We start from the raw sequence: 25,577 nt of genomic DNA, 5'->3' as shown, positions 1-25,577 counted from the left end.
AGGTGAGAACGGTGTCAGGAGAAGTTTTATCACAAAGTGAAATAGATGCCCTGCTTGCGGCGCTATCTGCTGGAGAGATGAGCGCGGATGAGCTGAAAAAGGAAGAAGCAGAGAAAAAAGTAAAAGTGTATGACTTTAAACGAGCATTGCGGTTTTCAAAAGACCAAATTCGCAGTTTAACGCGCATACACGAAAACTTTGCCCGGTTGTTAACGACATTTTTTTCAGCGCAGTTGCGAACATACGTGCAAATTTCAGTCGCATCGGCTGACCAATTGCCGTACGAGGAATTTATTCGCTCCATTCCGAAAATGACAATTTTAACGGTATTCGAAGTCCCTCCTCTTGATGGACGCGTGCTGTTAGAAGTCAACCCAAATATCGCTTATGCGATGCTTGATCGCGTATTAGGCGGTAGAGGAGTAAGTTTAAATAAAATCGAAAATTTAACTGAAATTGAAACAAAAATTATGTCCAGTTTGTTTGAAAAAGCGTTTAGCAACTTGCGTGAAGCGTGGGAGTCCGTGGCAGATATCGATCCGATGCTCACAGATTTTGAAGTCAATCCACAATTTTTACAAATGGTGTCACCGAATGAAACGGTTGTTGTTATTTCGTTAAATACACAAATTGGTGATACGAGTGGAATGATTAACATTTGTATCCCACACGTTGTATTAGAGCCGATTATCCCGAAATTATCTGTTCATTATTGGATGCAAACGCAAAAAAAAGAGCGTGAACCAGAGGAAGTTGCGACGCTACAAAAACGATTAAAGCAAACGAAAGTGCCGATGATCGCAGAACTTGGTACATCGAGCATCTCCGTACAAGAGTTTTTGCAACTTTCCGTTGGTGATGTCATTCAACTTGATCAAACGGTGCGAGATCCGCTCATCATTAAGGTGGGAGATGTGCCGAAGTTTATCGGGCAGCCGGGAAAAATGAATAAACGATTAGCAGTACAAATTTTAGATGTAATAAAGGGGGAAGACGGCGATGATGAGTGACGATATGTTATCTCAAGATGAGATTGATGCGTTGTTGCGAGGAATTGACGAAGACCCGATGCCGTCTAGTACAATGTCGATCGATGAAGTATTGACACCAATTGAACAAGATGCGCTTGGTGAAATTGGAAATATTTCATTTGGTAGTTCAGCGACAGCGTTATCGATGTTATTAAATCAAAAGGTTGAAATTACGACGCCGAACGTTTCACTCATTGAACGTGCGCGCGTGGCAGAAGAGTTTCCGCATCCGTACGTTGCGATTCAAGTGAGCTATACGGAAGGGTTTTTAGGAACAAATTTACTTGTCATTAAACAATCTGATGCTGCGATTATCGCAGATTTAATGATGGGTGGAGATGGTACAAACCCGCCTGCCTTTATGGATGAAATTCAACTGAGCGCTGTACAAGAAGCGATGAATCAAATGATGGGTTCAGCTGCGACATCGATGTCCACAATTTTTAGTAAAAAAGTTGATATTTCACCACCAAGCTTACACTTACTTGATTTATCAGAAGGCGAAGGATTTGAATATTTACCGCCGGACGACGTGCTTGTAAAAGTATCGTTCCGTTTAAAAGTAGGTAACTTAATTGATTCTAACATTATGCAATTGTTGCCGATTCATTTTGCAAAAGAATTAGTCGAAAATTTATTAAATCCGTCTAGTACAAAGACACAAACATCGGCTACAATAAATACGAATGAGCCACGTCAAACCGCGCCATCCGCACAAACGCAACCAGCGCCTTCACCGGCTCAACAAACGCAAAAAGAAGCTCCTCAACATTTTGGAACGGGAGCCGTACAGCAGCCTGTCAACGTCCAGCCTGTTGCTTTTGCAAGTTTTGAACCAGCGCCATTGCCAGAAGCGGAATCGCGCAATCTCGACATGTTGCTTGACATTCCGTTGCAAGTGACGGTGGAGCTCGGGCGAACGAAGCGCTCTGTACAAGACATTTTAAGTTTATCGTCAGGTTCCATTATTGAACTCGATAAGCTGGCTGGTGAACCGGTTGACATTTTAGTAAACAATAAATTGATCGCGAAAGGCGAAGTCGTTGTCATTGATGAAAATTTCGGGGTGCGTGTGACAAGTATTATTAGCCAAAGCGATCGGTTAAACAAATTACGATAATTTGGGAGGTTTTTGGAGAATGGCGAGAATTTTAATTGTTGATGATGCAGCATTTATGCGAATGATGATTAAAGATATTTTAACGAAAAATGGGCACGAAGTTGTCGCAGAGGCAGCTGATGGAGCACAAGCGGTCGAAAAGTATAAAGAATTTCGCCCAGACTTAGTTACAATGGACATTACGATGCCAGAAATGGATGGCATTACGGCACTGAAAGAAATTAAAAAAATTGACAGCAACGCTAAAGTCATTATGTGTTCTGCGATGGGGCAACAGGCGATGGTTATTGATGCCATTCAAGCGGGAGCAAAAGATTTTATTGTCAAACCGTTCCAAGCAGATCGTGTCATTGAAGCGATTAACAAAACGCTCGGTTAGAGGTGGAATTCATTGCGCTATATTCGCATCATCATGTTGTGCGCGTTCGTTGTTCTGCAAGCAGTTTCTCCTGCTTTTGCAGAACAAACGAATAGCGTAAAAGAATGTGTAGAGCATCCAGAAAAGTGTAAAGAACAACAAACGGACAAGGCAACGGAATCAGAAAACGTTGCCCAACCGTCTCCAATTACAGTTTGGGATTTTGTCAAACTGATTGCTGCAACTGCTTTTGTTGTGTTTTTGTTATATGCGCTTTTAAAATGGTTAAATAAACAAAACCGATTTTATGAGCGAAAAGGGCTTATCCAACATTTAGGTGGAACAAGTTTAGGAACGAATCGAACGATTCAAATCGTGAAAGTCGGTCGACGCGTATTTGTTGTCGGTGTAGGCGAGTCGATTCACTTATTGAAAGAAATTACGGATGAACAAGAAATTGAAGAGTTGCTTAAACAACATGAAGCGCGTCTTGATTCATTGCTTGATACGAACGTATGGAAATCGCTCCAATCGCTTTTGCAACGAAAAACAAACGAGCCTCGTTTTCGCCAATTGTTTGATCGAGAATTACAACAATTGGCTGAGAAGCGAAAACAGGCGATGAGAGCGCTGGAAAAAGAAAGGGATTCACATGAATGAAGTCATGCAGTTTTTTAATAATAGTGCGCCCGAAAACGTAGCAACATCTGTCAAACTGTTGTTGCTCTTGACGGTCTTGTCGATTGCGCCAGGCATTTTAATTATGGTGACATCGTTTACGCGCATCGTCATCGTTTTATCGTTTGTTAGAACAGCGCTCGGCACGCAACAAATGCCGCCAAACCAAGTCATTATCGGGCTATCGCTATTTTTAACATTTTTTATTATGGCGCCGACGTTTCAACAAATAAATCGTGACGCCTTGCAGCCGTTGTTTGATGAAAAAATTAATTTAGAGCAAGCTTATGAACGAGCCGAAGCACCGCTAAAAGAGTTTATGAGCAAACATACGCGTCAAAAAGATTTAGCTTTATTTTTAAGCTACGCAGGAGCCCAACAGCCAAAAACGGTGCAAGATATTCCAATGTCAGCGCTTGTTCCCGCTTTTGCGATTAGCGAGCTAAAAACAGCGTTTCAGATCGGCTTTATGTTATTCATTCCGTTTTTAGTCATTGATATGATTGTCGCAAGCGTATTAATGTCGATGGGAATGATGATGCTACCGCCGGTCATGATTTCGTTGCCGTTTAAAATTTTATTGTTTGTCTTGGTGGACGGTTGGTATTTAGTCGTGAAATCATTATTAGAAAGCTTTTAAAAGTAGGTGGGAAAAATGAGTCCCGATTTTGTCATTCAAGTAGCGGAACGCGGTGTATATATGGTGCTTGTCATATGCGGTCCGCTTATGTTGCTTGCTCTTGCAATCGGATTGTTTGTTAGTATTTTGCAAGCGACGACCCAAATTCAAGAACAAACGTTAGCATTTGTGCCGAAAATCGTTGCGGTGTTACTCGGTCTTGTCTTCTTCGGACCGTGGATGCTTTCGCGCATGATTTCATATGCATACAATATTTTTAGTAACTTAAGTAAATTTGTAGGATGAAGCGTATGGAGTTATACACGTATGTACCGACATTTTTGCTCATTTTCGCGCGCGTCGCTTCATTTTTCGCAACGATGCCGCTTTTCTCCTATCGAAACGTACCAAACGTTCATAAAATCGGTTTTGCTTTTTTTATAAGTTGGCTCATGTTTTTTTCACTCGATCCAAAGCCATTAGATATTGACGGAATGTATATGATGTTGCTAATGAAAGAAGTGCTTGTCGGGCTACTTATTGGGCTTGTTGCTTTTATGATCATGTCAGCGATTCAAATTGCAGGTGGATTCATTGATTTTCAAATGGGATTTGCGATCGCAAACGTCATCGATCCGCAAACAGGCGCCCAAAGCCCATTAATGGGACAATATTTATACACGCTTGCTTTGTTTTTTTTGCTTGCCGTCAATGGACATCATTTGTTGTTAGACGGTATTTTTTATAGCTATCAGTTCATCCCGCTCGATCATCTCATTTCTTTCGGGAATGGACAAATCGCAGAACAAGTCGTTCGTTTATTTCAAGCGATGTTTGTTATTGCATTGCAAATGGCCATTCCGATTGTTGGTTGTTTATTTTTAGTTGATGTGGCGCTTGGTATTGTGGCTCGAACAGTTCCACAAATGAACATTTTTGTCATTGGATTACCCGTGAAAATTATCGTCAGTTTTGTTTTGTTTATCATTGTATTTTCAAGCATGTTTGTTGTCACCAAACAACTGTTTGAACTCACTTTTATGTCGATGCGCAACATGATGAAACTGTTAGGAGGCGCGTAATGTGAGCTGGCTGTCCGTTGATTTGCAGTTTTTCGCCGGGGAAAAAACAGAAAAAGCAACGCCGAGAAAACGGCAAGAAGTGCGTAAAAAAGGACAAGTAGCAAAAAGTGCGGATGCGACCGCCGCCTTTTTAATGCTCGTCGTTTTTCTCGTTCTTTCGTTTTCTTCGGGCGTATGGGGAGATGCGATCGTACGGTTATTTCGCCAGTCGTTTCAACATTACTTTTTCATGGACGTCACGGTCGATTCCGTGCAGCTCATTTTCGTTGATCTTTTGCGACAACTGGCCATGCTCGTCGGACCAATTTTTTTAGTGGCCATTGCTGCAGCGCTATTTGCTAATTTTGTACAAGTTGGTTTTTTATTCACGACCGAACCACTGCAAATGAAGCTAAGCAAACTCGATCCGATTCAAGGATTTAAGCGCATATTTTCGCTTCGGGCGCTTGTAGAATTGTTAAAGTCCATTTTAAAAGTATTGTTTGTTGGAATTGTAACCTTTTCTGTTTTGTGGCTACACATCGACGATATTTTATCGCTATCTCATAAGTCGATTGGAGCGATTGCGGCCACGCTTGGACGTCTAACGATTCAAATGGGGATTGTTGCTTCTGTCGCTTTACTGTTTCTTTCAATGTTCGATTATTTGTATCAACGGTACGATTTTGAAAAAAATATTCGTATGTCAAAGCAAGACATTAAAGACGAATATAAAAAGACAGAAGGGGATCCGTTAATTAAATCGCGCATTAAGCAAAAGCAACGGGAAATGGCGATGCGCCGTATGATGCAAGAAGTGCCGAAAGCCGATGTGGTCATTACAAACCCAACCCATTTTGCTGTGGCGTTAAAGTATGATGAACAACAAGCAGATGCCCCAATCGTTGTCGCTAAAGGGGCAGACTATATGGCACAAAAAATAAAAGATATTGCTAAAAAAAACGATGTCATGATCGTTGAAAATCGTCCACTCGCCCGCGCATTATACGATCAAACAGATGTCGGGATGGTCATCCCAGAAGCGTTTTTTAAAGCGGTGGCGGAAATTTTAGCGTACGTCTATAAAACGAAAAATAAACTTTAATTTCATGCATGTAGACAGGAGAGAACGTTTATGTCGGCAAGGGACTTATCTGTATTACTTACGGTTGTATTAATTGTAGCGATGCTTATCATTCCTCTACCATCATGGTTGCTTAGCGTCCTCATTATTATGAATATTTCTCTTGCATTGCTCGTTCTCCTAACATCAATGAATATGCGCGAACCGCTCCAATTTTCGATCTTCCCTTCGCTTCTTCTTTTGCTAACGTTATTTCGCCTCGGTTTAAACGTTTCAACGACTCGTTCGATCTTAAGTAAAGGAGAAGCAGGGGGGGTTGTCGAAACGTTTGGAACGTTCGTTATTGGTGGAAATGTTGTTGTTGGTTTCGTCGTGTTTTTAATTTTAATTATTATTCAATTCGTTGTCATTACAAAAGGGGCAGAGCGTGTATCTGAAGTTGCGGCGCGCTTTACGCTCGATGCGATGCCCGGAAAACAAATGAGCATTGATGCGGATTTAAATGCGGGCATCATCTCTGAACAACAAGCGAGAGAACGACGCGAAAAAGTTGCGCAAGAAGCTGATTTTTATGGAGCGATGGACGGGGCAAGTAAATTCGTGAAAGGTGATGCCATCGCAGGAATTATTATTGTGTTAATTAATATGCTATTTGGAATTGTCATCGGTATGGTTCAACAAGGAATGGATATAGGGGAAGCCGCAAGAAGATACACATTATTAACTGTTGGAGATGGAATCGTTAGCCAAATTCCAGCGCTATTAATTTCAACTGCGACAGGGATTGTCGTCACGCGTGCCGCTTCCGATGATAACTTAGGTGCCGACATTATGCGGCAACTGTTTGCTTATCCGAAAATGCTATATGTCACAGCAGGGACGATTTTTTTACTCGGATTGTTGACGCCGATCAACGATTTGCTAACGCTCCCGATTGCTTCGTTGCTTGCTTTTGGAGCGTATCAATTAACAAAACAAGCACATGTGTCTGAAACAACACCAGAAGAAACAGAAGAAGAAATAGAGATGGATCAAATGAAAAGCCCAGAAAGCGTTGTTAGTTTATTGAGCGTGGATCCGATTGAGTTTGAGTTTGGATACGGGTTAATTCCGCTTGCTGACGCTAATCAAGGTGGGGATTTGCTAGATCGCATCGTGATGATCCGTCGTCAGCTCGCTTTAGAGCTTGGTATCGTTATTCCAGTTGTTCGTATTCGTGATAACATTCAACTGCAACCGAATGAATATCGACTAAAAATTAAAGGAAATGAAGTGGCGCGTGGGGAATTGCTGCTTGATCATTATTTGGCGATGAGCCCGGGCATTGAAGATGATTCGATTGAAGGAATCGATACAGTTGAGCCAGCGTTCGGCTTACCGGCAAAATGGATTTCTGAAGAAATGAAGGAACGAGCTGAAATGTTTGGATATACAGTTGTTGATCCGCCGTCTGTCGTATCGACTCATATAACGGAGCTGTTAAAGGCGCATGCGCATGAGTTGCTCGGCCGTCAAGAAACGAAGCAGTTAATCGATCATGTGAAAGAATCGTATCCTATTTTAGTCGAAGAAGTGACACCAAATCCGTTATCGGTTGGTGATATTCAAAAAGTGCTTGCAAACTTATTGCGCGAAAAAGTGTCGATTCGCAATTTGCCGGTCATTTTTGAAACGCTCGCGGATTTTGGTCGAATGACGACAGACCCAGATCTTTTAACAGAATACGTTCGTCAAGCGCTCGCCCGTCAAATTACAAGTCAATATGTGGTCGAAGGTCAGCCGTTACGCGTCATTACGTTATCAGGAAAAGTCGAAAAAATGATTGCAGAAGGTGTGCAACAAACGGAGCACGGTAATTATTTAGCGCTCGATCCGGTCGTTTCACAAGCAATTATTGAAGCGATTGCGATGCAAATTGAACAATTTCCTTTTCAAGATCAATCGCCTATTTTGCTTTGCTCACCGGCTGTGCGCATGTATGTGAGACAATTAACGGAGCGATATTTCCGTCACGTTCCGGTATTGTCGTATAATGAACTTGAAGCCAATGTGGAAGTTCAAAGTGTTGGGGTGGTGAATGTGGAATGAAGGTGAAAAAGTTTGTAGCTTCATCGATGCCAGAAGCGATGAAAATGATTCGAGCTGAGCTCGGCAATGATGCCGTCATTTTAAACTCGAAAGTTGTACACAAAAAAGGTTTTCTTGGGTTGTTTTCCAGGAAAAATATCGAAGTGATTGCTGCTGTTGATCCAAAACCAGCCACTCCGCCTGTTCAAAAAATAAAAGAAAAACGAAAAGAGCGCACGGAACCGATGCGTGATGAACAGCTATTAAAAGAAATTCATGAATTAAAAGCGACGATTCACCAGTTGTCGCAAGGGGGAGAAATTTATCCAACCCCGTTAAAGACGATCGATGGGCATTTAATCGATCAAGAAATAAGCGATGATGTGCGAGCCATGTTTATGTCTACGTTATTGCAACGTTGGTATACGTCTGGGGCAGATGCGTCGTATGAAGAAGTGAAGCAATGGCTTCATGAAGAAATTGTTCACGCATTATCTTCTCTTCCGTTTGGTGGCATGTCGTTTCAAAAAAAATTCGTCAACGTTGTTGGACCGACGGGTGTTGGTAAAACGACAACGCTTGCGAAAATGGCTGCCGATTGCGTCATTAAACATCGAAAAAAAGCGGCGTTTATTACGACAGATACGTATCGTATTGCGGCAATCGATCAACTAAAAACATATGCCAAAATTTTGAATGTTCCACTTGAAGTATGTTACAATCTCGACGATTTTCGTCAAGCGAAAGAAAAGCTCGAGTCATACGATATTGTATTTATTGATACAGCTGGACGAAATTTTCGCAACGCCCAATATGTAAACGATTTAAAAGAAATGATTGATTTTAATGAGGAAATGGAAACGTTTCTTGTATTATCGCTTACAGCAAAATGGCGAGATATGAAAGACATTTACACACAGTTTTCCATTATTCCAATTCATAAATTTATTTTTACGAAAGTCGATGAAACGAGTCGGCACGGTGCGATGTTAAATATGATGATCCAGTGTGGCATCGGTGCAGCGTATATGACGAACGGGCAAAACGTACCTGATGATATTGTTGAAGCTACTCCACAGCTTGTGGCAAATATGGTTACTGGGGTCGAGCAACGATGATGAGAGATCAAGCAGAAAGCTTACGTTTGCGCGTGAAAAAAATGCAACATGGAGCAGAAACGAGAGCGATTGCTGTATTGAGCGGCAAAGGTGGCGTTGGAAAGTCGAACGTTTCGTTAAACTTTTCCTTAGCGTTGCGTCAACGAGGAAAACATGTATTGTTGTTTGATATGGATATTGGTATGGGGAATATCGATATTTTGCTTGGCCATACATCTTCCCGTACGATCATCGATATTTTTCGTCCAGACGTCACCATTCATGATATTATAAAAACAGGGCCAGAGCAGTTGTCGTTTATTGCAGGAGGAACGGGACTAACAGAAATTTTTCATATGGATGAACAAAAAGTCGAATATTTTATCGAACAATTACAACTCGTTTCCGAGCAATACGACTATCTCATTTTCGATATGGGAGCGGGTATGTCCGAAGATCGTCTGCAGCTGCTCAAGGCAGTGGATGATATTTTTATCGTAACGACACCTGAACCGACCGCTTTAACCGATGCATATGCAACAATGAAGTACATTCATTTAGCAGATCCGCAACTTCCGATTTATGTGTTAGTCAATCGCGCACGTTCGGATAAAGAAGGAACAGAAACGTTGCAACGTTTAAAACAAGTGGCGAAACGGTTTTTAGGAAAACAATTACATGCATTAGGATATATACCTGAAGACCGAACAGTAAGCACCGCAGTCATTCGGCAAACGCCTTTTCTTTTATTTGACCCAAGCGCAAAGGCGAGTAAGGCGCTCATGCAAATGACGGATCGTTACTTAGTCAAAGAAGAACACGAGGAGCAAACGAAACGTCCGTTTCACTTTTTTGCTAAGCTACGTCAATACTTTTTGGAAAGGTAGGTTATTATCGCTGTGAAGAAAGCAAAGGTGCTCGTCGTTGATGACTCTGCTTTTATGCGAAAATTAATTAGCGATTTTTTATCAGAACATCCGCGGTTGCACGTTGTCGGTACAGCACGTGACGGACAAGAAGCGTTACAAAAAATTGAGCAATTACATCCGGATGTGGTGACGCTAGATGTTGAGATGCCTGTCATGAACGGGCTTGAAACGTTAAAGCATATTATGCAAAACCGACCCCTTCCGGTCATTATGATCTCAAGCACGACGACAGAAGGGGCGGAAAATACGATTTTAGCGTTGCAATACGGTGCGGTTGACTTTATTGCAAAGCCTTCTGGAGCGATCTCGCTAGATTTATATAAAATTAAAGATAAAATGATCGAAAAAGTGCTCTTGGCAAGCGAAGCGAATTTACGAACGGTAAAAACAAAACAAAAAATGTCTATGTTGCCACAAAAGCAATATAGTAAAATAGAGGTAAGCAACGCAAGTGGAAAGAGAAAAATCATCGCGATCGGTACATCAACAGGTGGACCGCGTGCGCTTCAACACGTGTTAACAAAATTTCCAGCCACGATTGACGCACCGATTTTAGTTGTTCAACATATGCCGAAAGGGTTTACCAAGTCGTTAGCGACCCGACTTGATTCATTATGTCACATTCGCGTCAAAGAGGCAGAAGATGGTGAAATTATTCAAAAAGGGACAGCGTATATCGCACCAGGAGGAAAACACTTACATGTGAAACGTGTAGGTATGTCGCTAGCCATCCACTTGGATGAAGCAGCACCGCGCAATGGTCATCGACCTTCTGTTGACGTGATGTTTGAATCATTAAGCGCATTAACAGATTACGAGAAAATTGCTGTCATTATGACAGGCATGGGTTCAGACGGCACAGCAGGATTAAAACAATTAAAATCGTCGGGTAAGACGTTTGTCATTGCAGAATCTGCCGAATCTTCCGTTGTATTCGGCATGCCTAAGTCAGCCATTGCTGCAAACGTTGTTGATGAGATCGTTCACGTGGACGATATTGCTGAAGCGGTAATGAAACACGTACAAGTTTGAGGGGGATAGGAACAATGGACATGAGTCAATACCTCGAAGTGTTTATTGATGAAAGTAAAGAGCATTTACAAACGATTAACGAGCAACTGCTAGAACTTGAAAAAAATCCGGACGATGTGTCGATCGTTAATGAAATTTTCCGCTCCGCCCATACGTTAAAAGGAATGTCAGCAACGATGGGATTTGAGGACTTAGCGAATTTAACACATCAAATGGAAAATGTACTGGATGCGATTCGCAATGGAAAAATTGCGGTGACGCCTGAACTGCTTGATGTCATTTTTCGCGCTGTTGACGATTTAGAAGCGATGGTCGTTTCCATTTCCGAAGGTGGAGATGGAAAACGTGACGTTACAGAAGTTGTTGCGCAGTTAAAGCAAATTGAAAAAGGAGAAGCCGTTGTAGCACAAAAAAGCACCCCAACATATGAACAAACATACGATGAGTTTGAATATACGATTTTAAAACAGTCGGCTGAACAAGGGTTCCACAGCTATGAAGTTACGATCAAGTTGCGCTCTGACTGTTTATTAAAAGCAGCTCGTGTATTTATGATTTTTGAAGTGATTGAACAAATCGGTGAAGTGATCAAGTCTGTTCCGACTGTTGAAATGCTTGAGGCCGAACAGTTTGACGATCAATTTGTCGTAACGGTAGTGACAAAAGTGTCACAAGATGAGTTACAAAAGCGCATTATGAAAGTATCTGAAGTAGAAGAAGTAAACGTCCAGTCGGTTGATTTACATCGACCTGTTGCACAGGAAAATGCGCAGGAAAAACCGGTGGAACAAAAAGAAGAGCTGAAAACAGTTGAACAAGTTGTTGAGAAAAAACAAGAAGGACAAGAGGAGAAAACGGCCAGCAAACAAGTAAGCAACAAAACGATTCGCGTCAATATTGAACGTCTCGACATATTAATGAACTTATTTGAAGAACTTGTCATTGATCGCGGCCGACTAGAACAAATTTCACGTGAGCTAAACAACCCTGAATTACACGAAACGGTTGAACGGATGTCGCGCATTTCAGGAGATTTGCAAAACATTATTTTAAATATGCGCATGGTGCCTGTCGAAACGGTGTTTAACCGCTTTCCGCGGATGGTTCGTCAATTAGCTCGTGATTTAGGAAAGAAAATTAATCTTGAAATTATCGGAGCAGAAACGGAGCTCGATCGAACAGTGATTGATGAAATTGGCGATCCGCTTGTTCACTTGTTGCGCAACGCTATCGATCATGGCATTGAAACACCAGATGTGCGTCGGGCGAAAGGAAAACTAGAAGAAGGAACAGTCAAGCTCAAAGCATATCATAGCGGCAATCACGTATTTATTGAAATCGAAGATGACGGTGCAGGCATTAGCCGTGAAAAAGTGTTGAAAAAAGCCATTAGTAAAGGCATTATCTCCGAACAAAACGCAGCCAATTTAACAGACAAACAAGTATATGAACTTATTTTTGCTTCAGGTTTTTCAACAGCGGATAAAGTATCTGACATTTCAGGACGTGGTGTCGGATTAGATGTTGTAAAAAGTACGATTGAGTCGCTTGGTGGATCGGTATCGATTGACTCGGAAGAAGGGGTTGGTTCGGTCTTTTCGATTCAGCTACCGCTTACACTATCCATTATCTCAGTTATGTTAGTTGAAATTCAAAATGAAAAATATGCGATTCCATTGTCATCGATTATCGAGACAGCCATTGTGAAAAAAGAAGATATTTTACATGCCCATAACCAAAAAGTTATTGATTTTCGTGGAAAAGTTGTTCCGCTTTTATTCTTAAAAGATATTTTTGAAGTGCCGGTCATCAAGGAAGAAGACGATTTCTTATCGGTCGTCATTGTTCGTAAAGGTGAAAAAATGGCTGGACTTGTCGTCGATTCATTTATCGGTCAACAAGAAGTGGTGTTAAAATCGCTTGGCAACTACTTAACGTCCGTGTTTGCCATTTCTGGGGCAACAATTTTAGGTGACGGACAAGTCGCGCTCATTATTGATTGCAATGCGTTAATTAAGTAGGAACAAGCGAGAGGGGGAATCTAATGTGGCTGAGCTGAAAGTAATTGTGTTCCAACTAAAAGACGAAGAATACGCGATTCCGGTTCAACAAGTGCGTTCCATTGAAAAAATTCAACATATTACACGCGTTCCTCGCGTTCCGAAATATGTAAAGGGCGTCATTAACTTGCGCGGAGTCGTTACACCGATTATCGATTTACGTATGCGTTTTGGATTAGAAGAAGCGGCATTTTCGGACCATACGCGCGTCATTATCGTTGCGCTTGATGATATGGAAGTCGGTTTAATTGTTGATGCGGCAAACGATGTCGTTGATATTTCAACGGATGCCATTGAACCGCCACCAGAAGTAGTTGATGCGACAACAGCGGATTATATTAACGGTGTTGTAAAAATTGGAAAACGCCTATTTATTTTATTAAACTTAGAAAAAGTATTAAAAACAGAGAAAGGATAAATCGTCCATGTCATATTTTGAACGGATGAATGCCGTCCATATGGACATACTAAAAGAGATTGGAAATATTGGTGCGGGTCATGCAGCAACCGCGTTATCAAAGCTTTTAAATAAAAGAATTGAAATGACAATTCCTGATGTGCGCATCATTTCTTTTGATGAAATGATGGACATTGTCGGAGGAGCTGACAATGTCGTTGCTGCTGTTTTTTTGCGTATTGAGGGAGATGCACCTGGCAATATGTTTTTTGTCCTATCGATTGAGCAAGCGGAACGATTTATTCAACAAATGATTGGTGACGAACAGTTTAAATTGGAACAAGATTGTTCAGAGCTATCGTTATCCGCATTGCAAGAGCTGGGCAACATTTTAGCCGGTTCGTATTTATCGTCTTTATCGGATTTTACAAATTTAAATTTACATCCATCTGTTCCGGCACTCAGCATTGATATGATCGGTGCAATTTTAAGCTATGGATTAATTGAAATGTCGCGCGTCGGTGATCATGTCATCGTTGTTGATACAGCAATCCATGAGGAACATCAGCCGGATGATCGTGTCAACGGCCACTTTTTCCTACTTCCTGACCCTGAATCATTTCATATCATCTTTCGAGCTTTAGGTGTGGAACATGATGAGTGAAATCGTTCAAGTGGTGAAAGTCGGAATTGCTGACATGAATGTTGTCAAGGCACCACATGTCATTCGCACATGTGGGCTCGGCTCGTGCGTTGGTGTGGTCGTATATGATTTAGCAAAAGAAGTGGCCGGGATGGCACACGTGATGTTACCTGATTCATCGTTAGCAAAATCCGAAAAGATGAATGTGGCAAAATATGCCGACACCGCGATTGAAGAACTGATTCGGCGCGTCATTGGGGCAGGAGGACGAAACGGTCATTTGAAAGCAAAAATGGCTGGCGGTGCGCAAATGTTTCAGTTTCGCACAGGGACGACGGATATGATGCGGATCGGACCGCGCAACGTTGAGGCTGTTCGCCAGCAGCTTCAACGCTTTCGCATTCCGATTGTTGCTGAAGATGTCGGAGGAAGTAGCGGACGGACGATTGAATTTCATCCGAAAACAGGTATATTGCTCATTCGAACAGTAAATCAAGGGGTACGGGAAATGTAATGGCTGGTACATGGAAATTTAACATTGTCTTTGCTTTATTCGGCTGGATGATCGCCTTTTTTTCTTCACTATTGCAAAATAGCATATGGACATCTACAATACGGGCTTTCATTACATTTGTTGTTTTCTTTGTTTTCGCATTTATTGTTCGCTGGATGATCGGATTTATCCAAAGAGATGAATCAACACCGGATGTTTCGTTTGCACAACGGAATGACACTCGAGTTGAACAGATGATTGAAGACTTAAGTGAAGAAGAACAACAAAAAGTAGCTGAGTATATTCGTCAATTATTGAGTCACGAAGAGAAATAAATGCCAAAACGTAGCTTAGGGGGGATGATATATTGTGCTGGCAAAAGTGGATTGATGCTCGTGATCGTGAGGCGGGCAATCAACTGATTGAAAAGTATATGCCACTTGTCGATTATCACGTACAACGTATAGCTTCATCCCTTCCGAAGAGCGTGAAAAAAGAAGATTTAAAAAGTTTAGCGTTACTCGGTTTATACGATGCGCTAGAAAAATTTGATCCTTCGCGTGATTTAAAATTTGACACGTATGCTTCATTTCGTATTCGTGGCGCCATTTTAGATGGTTTGCGTAAAGAAGATTGGCTTCCTCGAAGCGTACGAGAAAAAGCAAAAAAAATTGAAGCGACAATTGAGCAGTTACAACAACTGCATATGCGTGACGTTAGTGCCAAAGAAGTGGCTCACGCGTTAAATATATCAGAAGATGAAGTATACGCAGTCATGAATGAGCAGTTTTTCGCGAATGTTTTATCGCTTGATGAACGACCGTTTGACGATGACGATGATCAATCATCGTTTACGATACGCGACGATCGCTCACCGTCGCCTGAAGAACATATGTTAAGAGAAGAACAAATTGCCCAATTAGCCCAAGTTATTCAACAGTTAAATGAAAAAGAACAATTAGTCATTAGTTTATTTTACAAAGAGGAACTGACGTTTACAGAAATCGGGCATATTATGGGACTGTCGACGTCACGTATTTCCCAAATTCATGCAAAAGCTTTATTTAAAATGCGCAAACTGATTGAGCAAGCGATATGACAGTCCTTCATCAAACAATTTTTTTATGAAGGAAGTGAAACGATGAGCTTAAAGTTAGTCGAGTTACAAGTAGCGTTGCCGAAAACGCATGAGCTCGGAAAGTGGCAAGAACATATGCAACAGTACGGACAGCTTGCTCAACAACAGCTTGCAACAGAAATGAAAAAACAAGATGAGCGTATTCGGCAGCAAGTGACGAAAGCCGAACAAAGCGAACGTTCCAAATGGCAAAAACAATCTGAGAAAAAAGAAAAAAGCAAACACCCTTACAAAGGAACACATATTGATTTTACCGGATAAGAGGGATGATATGACAACGTTTTTATGGTTTATTAGCTTTGTTTTGCATGGTATTTCGCTCTTTCTCATCATCCTTTTATCTTTAAAATGGGTGAAAATTAAAGAGACGGAAAAAGAGCAAGCAGAGCTTATTCGCGAAATGGAAGCGATGATGACAACATATTTAATGCAGTTTAAAGAAGAAAATGAACGATTTGTCAAACAAATTACATCATCGACTGTTCGCCAACCTTCCCGTTCGTTACGAAAAGAACAAATGTCTCCTCCAGTTGAGCACGTTGTTGACCGCATCGAATTATCGTCAACTACGCCTAAGGAAGAACAATCGCTCGAGTGGCTTGTCTCAGAAGCATTAAAACTTCAACAACAAGGAAAAACAATTGATGAGATCGCGAAGATGCTCAAACGTGGCAAAACAGAAATGGAGCTTTTGCTTAAATTTCACCAAAAGTAGTTGAATGTGCTTTTTAATTATGATATAGTTCTACTTGGTGTGAATACACACGCTCATCGATTTAAGCAACGGTGCTGCGTTGCAGTCTTGCTTAAAAATGACATGAGCGGAGGAAAAAAACCGTTTAGGAGGATGAAAGATGTCTGTCATTTCAATGAAACAATTGCTTGAAGCAGGGGTTCACTTCGGGCATCAAACACGTCGTTGGAACCCAAAAATGAAAAAGTATATTTTCACTGAACGCAATGGTATTTATATCATTGACTTACAAAAAACAGTGAAAAAAGTAGAAGAAGCGTATAACTTCGTCAAAGAACTTGCGGCAAACGGTGGTAAAATTTTATTCGTTGGTACGAAAAAACAAGCGCAAGATTCTGTGAAAGAAGAAGCAGAACGCTCAGGCATGTTCTACGTGAACCAACGTTGGTTAGGTGGAACGCTAACAAACTTTGCAACTATTCAAAAACGCATTAAACGCTTAAAAGAAATCGAAAGAATGGCTGAAGATGGCACATTTGATGTATTGCCTAAAAAAGAAGTGGTAAAACTAAAGAAAGAGTTAGAGCGTCTTGAAAAGTTTTTAGGCGGTATTAAAGAAATGAAAGAATTGCCTGATGCATTGTTTGTCATCGACCCACGCAAAGAGCGCATTGCCGTTGCAGAAGCTCGTAAATTAAACATTCCGATCATCGGAATCGTGGATACAAACTGTGATCCAGACGAAATCGACTATGTCATTCCTGCGAACGACGATGCGATTCGCGCTGTGAAACTTCTTACATCTAAAATTGCTGATGCGATTTTAGAAGCAAAACAAGGCGAAGAAGCCGTTGTCACAGCTGAGTAAGCATGTGAAAGGTGATAAGAGGGGGAGCCTTTTATCACCTTTTTTTAAGAAAATCGGGCATAATAAGCATACGAACCGTTTCGGTTTGTGTACATACGATTTGGCACATAAAAAAGGAGGATGTTTCATATGGCAATTACTGCTCAAATGGTAAAAGAATTGCGCGAAAAAACTGGCGCAGGAATGATGGACTGCAAAAAAGCGTTAACAGAAACAAACGGTGATATGGAAAAAGCGATCGACTGGCTTCGTGAAAAAGGAATGGCGAAGGCCGCGAAAAAAGCAGATCGCATTGCAGCTGAGGGAACAACATTAATTGAAGTTGATGGAAATGTAGCTGTCATTTTAGAAGTAAACTCTGAAACAGACTTCGTTGCGAAAAACGAAGGATTTAAAACATTAGTAAAAGAATTAGCGGATCATTTATTAAAACATAAGCCTGCAACAGTAGAAGAAGCGCTGCAACAAAAAATGGATAACGGTGCGACAGTAGAGGAACATATCAACGCAGCGATCGCTAAAATTGGTGAAAAAATTACGTTACGTCGCTTTGCAGTTGTAGAAAAAGATGACAATGCAGCGTTCGGTGCATATTTACACATGGGTGGTCGCATTGCTGTATTAACTGTGTTAGAAGGTACAACAAATAGCGACATTGCAAAAGATGTAGCGATGCACATTGCTGCGATTAATCCAAAATACGTTTCTCGCGATGAGGTATCTGCGGAAGAAATCGCTCGTGAGCGCGAAGTATTAAAACAACAAGCATTGAATGAAGGAAAACCAGAAAACATCGTTGAAAAAATGGTTGAAGGCCGCTTAGGCAAATTCTTTGAAGACATTTGCTTACTTGAGCAAAGCTTTGTCAAAAATCCAGATGTAAAAGTACGTCAATTTGTAGAATCTAATGGTGCAACTGTAAAAAGCTTCATCCGTTACGAAGTAGGCGAAGGTATTGAAAAACGTCAAGATAACTTCGCTGAAGAAGTTATGAGCCAAGTTCGTAAGTAATGAATACAAATAGGGAACACATATGTGTTCCCTATTTTTAGAGAACGGTATGGAGGTTTACAATGAAAAGCCCAAAATATAAACGTGTCGTTTTAAAATTAAGCGGTGAAGCGCTAGCTGGTGATCAAGGATTTGGTATTAATCCGTCTGTCATTAAATCCATTGCGCAACAAGTAAAAGAGGTAGCAGAGCTTGGAGTTGAAGTGGCGGTCGTTGTTGGCGGTGGGAACATTTGGCGCGGAAAAATCGGCAGTGAAATGGGAATGGATCGCGCCACAGCCGACTATATGGGCATGTTAGCCACAGTAATGAACTCGCTTGCTTTGCAAGACAGTCTTGAACAACTTGGTGTACAAACGCGCGTACAAACGTCTATCGAAATGCGCCAAGTGGCAGAGCCGTACATTCGCCGAAGAGCGATTCGACACTTAGAGAAAAAACGTGTCGTCATTTTTGCGGCAGGAACAGGGAATCCGTACTTCTCGACAGATACGACAGCCGCGCTTCGTGCTGCAGAAATTGAAGCGGACGTCATTTTAATGGCAAAAAACAACGTAGATGGTGTATACAGCGCCGATCCAAAAGTGGACAAAAATGCGGTGAAGTACGATGAACTATCCTACTTAGATGTGATCAAACAAGGATTAGGCGTCATGGATTCAACCGCTTCATCGTTATGTATGGATAACGATATTCCACTTATTGTTTTCTCGATTATGGAAGAAGGAAATATTAAACGTGCCGTATTAGGCGAAAATATTGGAACAATTGTAAGGGGGAAATAAGATGCAAGTATTAACGAACGCGAAAGAAAAAATGGATAAAGCAGTTCAAGCTTTTTCGCGTGAACTCGCAACGATTCGCGCAGGTCGTGCGAATCCAGCGTTATTAGAAAAAATTACAGTAGATTACTACGGCATGCCGACACCAATTATTCAGTTAGCAGGCATTCAAGTGCCAGAAGCTCGCCTTCTTGTTATTCAGCCGTATGACAAATCTGTATTGAAGGAAATTGAAAAAGCTATTTTAGCATCTGACTTAGGGTTAACGCCTTCAAACGACGGTTCAGTCATTCGTATTTCCATTCCGCCGCTAACAGAAGAGCGCCGTCGTGAGCTTGTGAAGTTAGTAAAAAAATATGCTGAAGAAGCGAAAGTCGCTGTGCGCAACATTCGCCGTGATGCAAACGATGAGTTGAAAAAGCTAGAGAAAAATGGCGAAATTACAGAAGACGAGTTGCGAGGTTATACAGAGGACATTCAAAAATTAACAGACGATCATATCGCAAAAATTGATGTGATTACGAAAGAAAAAGAGAGAGAAGTCATGGAAGTATAAGTCCCTCTATGTTTATAGAGGGTTTTTTGTTATAATTACGAAATAGGGCGCACAGCCTAATCATGTTGGATCAAAGCTGGAGGACACGCGCTTATGTTTGAAAAGATGAAAAGATGGAAAAACAAAGAAGAAGGATATGAGAAAGAAACAATTTTACAAGGACCGATTCCTGCGCATGTGGCGATCATCATGGACGGGAACGGACGATGGGCGAAAAAACGCGCGTTGCCACGTATGGCTGGACATTATGAGGGCATGCAAACGGTACGGAAAATTACGCGTTTTGCGAACGAACTCGGTGTAAAAGTGTTAACGTTATACGCATTTTCAACTGAAAATTGGAAACGACCAAAAACGGAAGTCGATTATTTAATGCAGTTGCCTGAACAATTTTTGAACACATTTTTGCCAGAGTTAATCGCAGAAAACGTACAAGTACGCGTTATGGGACATAAAGATCAACTACCTTTACATACGTTACATGCAGTCGATAAAGCAATCGAAGAAACAAAACAAAATACCGGCTTAATTTTAAACTTTGCGTTAAACTACGGAAGTCGTGCAGAAATTGTGCATGCCGTTCAAAAGCTTGTTGACGATGTGCAAAATGGAACGATTCAAGCAAGCGATGTGAATGAACAGGTGTTCCATTCATATTTAATGACAAACGATTTACCAGATCCCGATTTACTTATTCGCACAAGCGGAGAAATTCGTTTAAGTAATTTTATGCTTTGGCAATTGGCTTATACAGAATTTTGGTTTACAGACGTATTATGGCCAGACTTCACAGAGCGACATTTTTTACAGGCGGTACATGAATTTCAACAACGAAGCCGTCGATTTGGAGGCGTATAATTTCATATGAAACAAAGAATTGTAACAGCAATTATTGCAGCTTCAGTCTTTTTACCGATCGTCATATATGGCAAATGGCCATTCTTAGTGTTAACGTATATACTGGCTACAGTTGGTTTATTTGAACTTATTCGCATGAAACGCATATCGCTCTTTTCGTTTCCGAGCATTGTTAGTTTTCTTGCATTATGGCTCTTTTTATATCCATATGAACATATGATAAACATATGGATTGTTATCATCGGGTTCTTTTTGTTGCTCATTTATACGGTCATATCGAAAAACGCGTTTACGTTCGATGATGTAGGATTTATGATTGCTTCTTTGCTTTATGTAGGCGTTGGATTTTATTCGTTCTTTCAGGTGCGTGAAGCAGGATTGTCATACATTTTTTATGCGCTCTTTTTAATTTGGGCAACGGATAGCGGAGCGTACTTCGTTGGTCGCGCGTTCGGAAAACGAAAGCTATGGGAGCATATTAGCCCAAATAAAACAGTTGAAGGTGCCATTGGTGGCGTTTTGTGTGCCCTTGTTGTCGTAAGCGTGTATGAGTGGCTATCGCCATTTGCTCCTTCTTTCCTCATGCTACTCATTGCGACAGTCATTTTATCCGTTTTCGGACAGCTTGGTGATTTAGTGGAATCTGCATTTAAACGTCACTATGGAGTAAAAGATTCAGGAGCTATTTTGCCAGGACACGGTGGCATTTTAGATCGCTTCGATAGTTTGTTATTTGTTTTACCAATTTTGTATCTGTTTTACCTTATTGCGTAAAAAGGAGTGGGGCTTTTGCGAGCAATTAGTTTATTAGGAGCGACGGGTTCGATCGGTATGCAAACGTTAGATGTGATACGCGCCCATCCCGATGCGTTTCGTCTCGTCGCTTTTTCCGCCGGGCGAAATATAGAACAAGCTCGGCATATTATTGAACAATTTTCACCGAAAGTCGTATGTGTTGCTCAAAAAGAAGATGCACATATGCTACAAAGCGAATATATAGGGCGAGTGCGCATCGTTTCTGGTGAAGATGGTCTCGTTGAAGTAGCGACCGTTCAAGAAGCAGACATTGTCGTCAATGCCGTTGTCGGAAGCGTTGGATTAGTACCTACGTTACAAGCGATTGAGGCGAAAAAAACGATTGCGTTAGCGAATAAAGAAACGTTAGTTACAGCAGGTCATCTTGTCATGAAACACGCTGCTGATTACGGTGTAGCCATTTTGCCTGTCGATAGTGAGCATTCTGCTATCTTTCAATGTTTGCAAGGGGAACAACAAAAAAATATCGAATGCATCATTTTAACGGCATCTGGTGGTAGTTTTCGTGATCGGACTCGCGAACAACTACAATACGTCACAGTGGAAGAAGCGTTAAAACATCCGAATTGGTCGATGGGAGCAAAAATTACAATTGATTCTGCAACGATGATGAACAAAGGACTCGAAGTGATCGAAGCACACTGGTTATTCCAATTACCGTATGAACAAATTGACGTCCTTTTACACAAAGAGAGCATTATTCATTCGATGGTACAATTTCATGATGGAAGTGTCATGGCTCAACTCGGAACGCCAGATATGCGAGTACCGATTCAATATGCATTAACATATCCTGACCGTTTTCCGCTACATATTGAACGACTAAACTTAGCACAAGTAGCCACGTTGCATTTTCAAAAAGTGGACATGGACCGGTTCCGTTGTTTACAATTTGCTTATGAAGCTGGAAAGATAGGCGGAACGATGCCGACGGTATTAAACGCCGCCAATGAAGAAGCGGTGTCAGCCTTTTTAGCTGGACAAATATCGTTTCTAGCGATCGAACAATGCATTGAAAAAGCGATGGAGCGGCATGTACCGATTGCTCATCCGGATCTTGAGACGATTCGTGCAGTTGATTTTGAAACGAGACAATATGTAAAATCACTACACATGTAAAAGGTGGTTGAAACTTTGGAGACGGTTATTGCTTTTCTTATCATTTTTGGTGCGCTTGTGTTTTTTCATGAATTAGGTCACTTCATTTTCGCGAAGCGAGCAGGTATTTTATGCCGCGAGTTTGCGATTGGATTTGGTCCAAAAGTGTTTTCAATGAAAAAAGGGGAAACGACGTACACCATTCGTTTGCTCCCACTTGGTGGTTTTGTGCGCATGGCTGGCGAAGATCCTGAGATGATTGACGTCAAGCGCGGGCAAGTTGTCGGCTTACTGTTTCATTCAGATGGTAAAGTGAAGAAAATCATCGTCAATCATAAAGATGAATATGAAGATGCGAAAATCATTGAGGTGGAGCGCGCAGACTTTGAACATGAGCTATATATTGAAGGTTACGAGAATGAAGATGATCGCTTACAACGTTTTGAGTTAAGCGATCCTGCCTACATCGTTATTGATCGCGAAGAAGTACAAATTGCACCGTACAATCGTCAATTCGGCTCAAAAACGCTTGGACAGCGGGCGATGGCTATTTTCGCTGGTCCGCTTATGAATTTCATCTTAGCACTTGTCATCTTTATTGTTATTGGACTGCTACAAGGGTACCCTGTTGATAAACCGATTGTTGGTGAATTGACAGAAGACGGTGCCGCGCGTCAAGCAGGATTGAAACAAGGTGATATTGTCATTTCGATTGACGGACAGCCGATGTCTTCATGGACGGATGTTGTTACAATTATTCGAAAAAGCCCAGAAAAACCGCTCCAATTTCAAGTAAATCGCAACGGTCAAATGATCGATCTCACCGTCACACCAGAAAAGAAAACGATCGAAGGAGAGACGATCGGTTTGATCGGTGTATATGGACCGATGGAAAAATCGGTCGTTGGGGCGATCAAACAAGGAGCGTTAGAAACGTACTATTGGACAAAGGAAATTATCGTTGGATTAGGTCATTTATTGACGGGGAAATTTTCATTTGATATGCTATCTGGACCTGTTGGCATTGCCGTTTCCACACATAAAGTCGCCCAATCTGGCGTGTATTATTTAATGAAATGGGGAGCGATTTTAAGCATTAACTTAGGGATTATCAACTTACTTCCGCTTCCAGCGCTTGATGGAGGACGCTTAACGTTTTTTGCGATTGAGGCGTTGCGTGGAAAGCCAATTGATCGCCAAAAAGAAGGAATTGTGCATTTTATCGGTTTTGCCCTTCTCATGTTGCTCATGCTTGTTGTTACGTGGAATGATATTCAAAAATTTTTCTTATAAATCAATGAAGTAAGAGGTGCTAAAAAAAGATGAAACAAAGTATGTCGTTTATTCCTACATTGCGTGAAGTGCCAGCAGACGCGGAAATTAAAAGCCATCAACTGCTGCTTCGCGCCGGTTTCATTCGCCAAAATGCAAGCGGAGTATATAGCTTCTTGCCACTTGGTAAGCGTGTGTTACAAAAAATTGAAGCGATCATTCGTGAAGAAATGGAACGGGCAGGTGCTATTGAACTGTTGATGCCAGCGTTGCAACAAGCAGAACTATGGCAAGAGTCAGGCCGCTGGTATTCATATGGACCGGAATTAATGCGTTTAAAAGATCGCCACGATCGCGACTTTGCGCTCGGTGCAACACATGAAGAAGTCATTACGGCACTTGTTCGCGATGAAGTGAAATCGTATAAGCGTTTGCCGCTTACGCTTTATCAAATTCAAACGAAGTTTCGTGACGAAAAACGCCCACGTTTCGGTTTGCTTCGTGGTCGTGAGTTTATTATGAAAGATGCATATTCGTTTCATGCTTCACAAGAAAGTTTAGATGAAGTATACAATAAAATGTACGAAGCTTATGCGAATGTGTTCCGTCGTTGCGGGTTGAATTTCCGCGCTGTCATTGCCGATTCTGGCGCCATGGGCGGAAAAGATACGCATGAGTTTATGGTTTTATCTGATGTTGGAGAAGATACGATTGCATATTCTGATTCGTCTGATTATGCGGCGAATATTGAAATGGCACCAGTCATTACGACGTATGAGCGAAGCGATGAACCGCATGCACCGCTTGAAAAAGTGCATACACCGGAACAACGTTCGATTGAAGAAGTAAGTCAGTTTCTGCAAGTACCAAAAGAAAAATGCATCAAGTCGTTATTATTTAAAGTAGACGATCGTTATGTACTTGTTCTTGTACGTGGCGACCATGAAGTGAATGACGTGAAAGTAAAAAATATATTAGAAGCAACAGTTGTAGAATTAGCGACGCCAGAAGAAACAAAACAAGTAATGAACTGTGAAGTTGGTTCGCTTGGTCCAATCGGTGTGAGCGATGATGTACTCGTTTTAGCGGATCATGCGGTCAAAGCGATTGTAAATGGCGTATGTGGAGCCAATGAAGCACACTATCATTATAAAGGGGTCAATCCAGATCGTGATTTTGTTGCGCAATATGCGGACGTTCGTTTCATTCAAGAAGGGGATCCGTCGCCAGATGGAAAAGGAACGATTCGTTTTGCGCGCGGCATTGAAGTTGGTCACGTATTTAAACTAGGAACACGTTATAGCGAAGCGATGAATGCCACGTATTTAGATGAAAATGGACGTATGCAACCGATGATTATGGGATGCTATGGCATTGGCGTATCTCGTACGCTTGCAGCCATCGCTGAACAATATAACGATGAACATGGACTCATTTGGCCGACAGCTGTTGCCCCGTTCCATGTTCATCTCATTTCTGTCAATCCGAAAGTGGACGAGCAACGAAAACTCGCAGACGAATGGTACGTACGTTTGCAACAAGAAGGATTTGAAGTGTTGTATGACGATCGTGCTGAGCGCCCAGGTGTGAAATTCGCTGACAGCGATTTAATCGGTTTACCTGTACGCGTAACGATTGGAAAACGGGCAAGCGAAGGAATAGTTGAAGTAAAAGTGCGCAAAACAGGCGAAACAGAGGAAGTACATGTGTCGCAATTAGTGGAGACTTTGCGCCGATATTTGTAAAAGGCAGAGAGGGGGATCCCCCTCTTTCTGTCGTCTATCACCCCCAAACGATGAAGAAATAAAGAAAGGG

Annotated in this window: 29 protein-coding genes; all 29 read left to right on the top strand. The window is 41.5% G+C overall.

Features of this window, described 5'->3' with window-relative positions; all coding sequences use genetic code 11:
- The first annotated feature begins 11 nt into the window (after nucleotides 1–11).
- The 29 genes from fliM to HNR43_RS03965 all read left to right on the top strand — a co-directional run bounded on the left by fliM (nucleotide 12) and on the right by HNR43_RS03965 (nucleotide 25,507).
- Nucleotides 12–1,010, top strand: a complete 999-nt coding sequence (gene fliM / locus HNR43_RS04105; protein WP_035047045.1) for a flagellar motor switch protein FliM — start codon at nucleotides 12–14, stop codon at nucleotides 1,008–1,010.
- On the top strand, nucleotides 1,000–2,151 hold the full coding sequence (gene fliY / locus HNR43_RS04100) for a flagellar motor switch phosphatase FliY (protein ID WP_183241545.1): 1,152 nt from the start codon (nucleotides 1,000–1,002) through the stop codon (nucleotides 2,149–2,151). Before fliM ends, fliY begins: the two co-directional genes overlap by 11 nt.
- A gap of 19 nt (nucleotides 2,152–2,170) precedes the next feature.
- Complete coding sequence (gene cheY, locus HNR43_RS04095) at nucleotides 2,171–2,530, top strand: chemotaxis protein CheY (protein WP_003394872.1); 360 nt, start codon at nucleotides 2,171–2,173, stop codon at nucleotides 2,528–2,530.
- Nucleotides 2,531–2,542: 12 nt separating this feature from the next.
- Complete coding sequence (fliZ, locus tag HNR43_RS04090; RefSeq protein ID WP_183241543.1) at nucleotides 2,543–3,169, top strand: flagella biosynthesis regulatory protein FliZ; 627 nt, start codon at nucleotides 2,543–2,545, stop codon at nucleotides 3,167–3,169.
- Nucleotides 3,162–3,827, top strand: coding sequence for a flagellar type III secretion system pore protein FliP (gene fliP, locus HNR43_RS04085; protein ID WP_183241541.1), 666 nt, complete (start codon nucleotides 3,162–3,164; stop codon nucleotides 3,825–3,827). Before fliZ ends, fliP begins: the two co-directional genes overlap by 8 nt.
- A 15-nt stretch (nucleotides 3,828–3,842) precedes the next feature.
- On the top strand, nucleotides 3,843–4,112 hold the full coding sequence (fliQ, locus tag HNR43_RS04080; protein WP_183241539.1) for a flagellar biosynthesis protein FliQ: 270 nt from the start codon (nucleotides 3,843–3,845) through the stop codon (nucleotides 4,110–4,112).
- Nucleotides 4,109–4,888, top strand: a complete 780-nt coding sequence (gene fliR, locus HNR43_RS04075; protein ID WP_183241537.1) for a flagellar biosynthetic protein FliR — start codon at nucleotides 4,109–4,111, stop codon at nucleotides 4,886–4,888. The genes fliQ and fliR overlap by 4 nt, the downstream gene beginning before the upstream one ends.
- A gap of 1 nt (nucleotide 4,889) precedes the next feature.
- The gene (flhB, locus tag HNR43_RS04070) at nucleotides 4,890–5,972 is read left to right on the top strand and encodes a flagellar biosynthesis protein FlhB (protein WP_183241535.1); all 1,083 of its coding nucleotides are present in this window, start codon (nucleotides 4,890–4,892) and stop codon (nucleotides 5,970–5,972) included.
- A gap of 30 nt (nucleotides 5,973–6,002) precedes the next feature.
- On the top strand, nucleotides 6,003–8,039 hold the full coding sequence (gene flhA / locus HNR43_RS04065; protein ID WP_183241533.1) for a flagellar biosynthesis protein FlhA: 2,037 nt from the start codon (nucleotides 6,003–6,005) through the stop codon (nucleotides 8,037–8,039).
- The gene (gene flhF / locus HNR43_RS04060) at nucleotides 8,036–9,136 is read left to right on the top strand and encodes a flagellar biosynthesis GTPase FlhF (RefSeq protein WP_183241531.1); all 1,101 of its coding nucleotides are present in this window, start codon (nucleotides 8,036–8,038) and stop codon (nucleotides 9,134–9,136) included. Before flhA ends, flhF begins: the two co-directional genes overlap by 4 nt.
- Complete coding sequence (locus HNR43_RS04055) at nucleotides 9,133–10,002, top strand: MinD/ParA family protein (protein WP_183241529.1); 870 nt, start codon at nucleotides 9,133–9,135, stop codon at nucleotides 10,000–10,002. Before flhF ends, HNR43_RS04055 begins: the two co-directional genes overlap by 4 nt.
- Nucleotides 10,003–10,014: 12 nt before the next feature.
- The gene (locus HNR43_RS04050; RefSeq protein ID WP_183241527.1) at nucleotides 10,015–11,076 is read left to right on the top strand and encodes a chemotaxis-specific protein-glutamate methyltransferase CheB; all 1,062 of its coding nucleotides are present in this window, start codon (nucleotides 10,015–10,017) and stop codon (nucleotides 11,074–11,076) included.
- A gap of 14 nt (nucleotides 11,077–11,090) precedes the next feature.
- A complete protein-coding gene (locus HNR43_RS04045) occupies nucleotides 11,091–13,097 on the top strand; it encodes a chemotaxis protein CheA (protein ID WP_183241525.1) in 2,007 nt (668 codons plus the stop codon).
- Nucleotides 13,098–13,122: 25 nt separating this feature from the next.
- Complete coding sequence (locus HNR43_RS04040) at nucleotides 13,123–13,554, top strand: chemotaxis protein CheW (RefSeq protein WP_183241523.1); 432 nt, start codon at nucleotides 13,123–13,125, stop codon at nucleotides 13,552–13,554.
- 7 nt (nucleotides 13,555–13,561) lie between these two features.
- A complete protein-coding gene (locus HNR43_RS04035; RefSeq protein WP_183241521.1) occupies nucleotides 13,562–14,197 on the top strand; it encodes a chemotaxis protein CheC in 636 nt (211 codons plus the stop codon).
- Entirely contained in the window at nucleotides 14,190–14,690 is a 501-nt protein-coding gene (locus tag HNR43_RS04030) for a chemotaxis protein CheD (protein WP_183241519.1), read from the top strand. Before HNR43_RS04035 ends, HNR43_RS04030 begins: the two co-directional genes overlap by 8 nt.
- Nucleotides 14,690–15,004, top strand: a complete 315-nt coding sequence (locus tag HNR43_RS04025) for a hypothetical protein (protein ID WP_183241517.1) — start codon at nucleotides 14,690–14,692, stop codon at nucleotides 15,002–15,004. Before HNR43_RS04030 ends, HNR43_RS04025 begins: the two co-directional genes overlap by 1 nt.
- Before the next feature lie 32 nt (nucleotides 15,005–15,036).
- Nucleotides 15,037–15,768, top strand: coding sequence for a FliA/WhiG family RNA polymerase sigma factor (locus HNR43_RS04020; protein WP_221248166.1), 732 nt, complete (start codon nucleotides 15,037–15,039; stop codon nucleotides 15,766–15,768).
- A 42-nt stretch (nucleotides 15,769–15,810) separates the two neighbouring features.
- The gene (locus HNR43_RS04015; RefSeq protein WP_183241515.1) at nucleotides 15,811–16,068 is read left to right on the top strand and encodes a hypothetical protein; all 258 of its coding nucleotides are present in this window, start codon (nucleotides 15,811–15,813) and stop codon (nucleotides 16,066–16,068) included.
- A gap of 10 nt (nucleotides 16,069–16,078) precedes the next feature.
- Nucleotides 16,079–16,522 carry a hypothetical protein gene (locus tag HNR43_RS04010; RefSeq protein WP_183241513.1) on the top strand — a complete coding sequence of 148 codons (444 nt, stop codon included), beginning with the start codon at nucleotides 16,079–16,081 and terminating at the stop codon, nucleotides 16,520–16,522.
- A gap of 139 nt (nucleotides 16,523–16,661) precedes the next feature.
- The gene (gene rpsB / locus HNR43_RS04005) at nucleotides 16,662–17,369 is read left to right on the top strand and encodes a 30S ribosomal protein S2 (RefSeq protein ID WP_004891029.1); all 708 of its coding nucleotides are present in this window, start codon (nucleotides 16,662–16,664) and stop codon (nucleotides 17,367–17,369) included.
- 129 nt (nucleotides 17,370–17,498) lie between these two features.
- The gene (gene tsf / locus HNR43_RS04000) at nucleotides 17,499–18,380 is read left to right on the top strand and encodes a translation elongation factor Ts (protein WP_183241511.1); all 882 of its coding nucleotides are present in this window, start codon (nucleotides 17,499–17,501) and stop codon (nucleotides 18,378–18,380) included.
- A 62-nt stretch (nucleotides 18,381–18,442) separates the two neighbouring features.
- Nucleotides 18,443–19,165 (top strand): UMP kinase, encoded by a 723-nt coding sequence (pyrH, locus tag HNR43_RS03995; RefSeq protein ID WP_004891026.1) that lies wholly within the window; start codon nucleotides 18,443–18,445, stop codon nucleotides 19,163–19,165.
- A 1-nt stretch (nucleotide 19,166) separates the two neighbouring features.
- Entirely contained in the window at nucleotides 19,167–19,718 is a 552-nt protein-coding gene (frr, locus tag HNR43_RS03990; protein ID WP_183241509.1) for a ribosome recycling factor, read from the top strand.
- Nucleotides 19,719–19,811: 93 nt separating this feature from the next.
- Nucleotides 19,812–20,576, top strand: coding sequence for an undecaprenyl pyrophosphate synthase (uppS, locus tag HNR43_RS03985; protein ID WP_183241507.1), 765 nt, complete (start codon nucleotides 19,812–19,814; stop codon nucleotides 20,574–20,576).
- A gap of 6 nt (nucleotides 20,577–20,582) precedes the next feature.
- Nucleotides 20,583–21,350 carry a phosphatidate cytidylyltransferase gene (locus HNR43_RS03980; protein WP_183241505.1) on the top strand — a complete coding sequence of 256 codons (768 nt, stop codon included), beginning with the start codon at nucleotides 20,583–20,585 and terminating at the stop codon, nucleotides 21,348–21,350.
- Nucleotides 21,351–21,365: 15 nt separating this feature from the next.
- Nucleotides 21,366–22,511 carry a 1-deoxy-D-xylulose-5-phosphate reductoisomerase gene (gene dxr / locus HNR43_RS03975; RefSeq protein ID WP_221248165.1) on the top strand — a complete coding sequence of 382 codons (1,146 nt, stop codon included), beginning with the start codon at nucleotides 21,366–21,368 and terminating at the stop codon, nucleotides 22,509–22,511.
- 15 nt (nucleotides 22,512–22,526) lie between these two features.
- Entirely contained in the window at nucleotides 22,527–23,783 is a 1,257-nt protein-coding gene (rseP, locus tag HNR43_RS03970) for an RIP metalloprotease RseP (protein ID WP_183241501.1), read from the top strand.
- Nucleotides 23,784–23,812: 29 nt separating this feature from the next.
- A complete protein-coding gene (locus tag HNR43_RS03965) occupies nucleotides 23,813–25,507 on the top strand; it encodes a proline--tRNA ligase (RefSeq protein WP_183241499.1) in 1,695 nt (564 codons plus the stop codon).
- Nucleotides 25,508–25,577 lie beyond the last annotated feature (70 nt).

The organism is Anoxybacillus mongoliensis, from assembly GCF_014201515.1.
Lineage (GTDB): Bacteria > Bacillota > Bacilli > Bacillales > Anoxybacillaceae > Anoxybacillus > Anoxybacillus mongoliensis.
The sequence above is the reverse complement of the archived record's forward strand: the minus strand, read 5'-3'. Positions and strand labels throughout refer to the sequence as shown.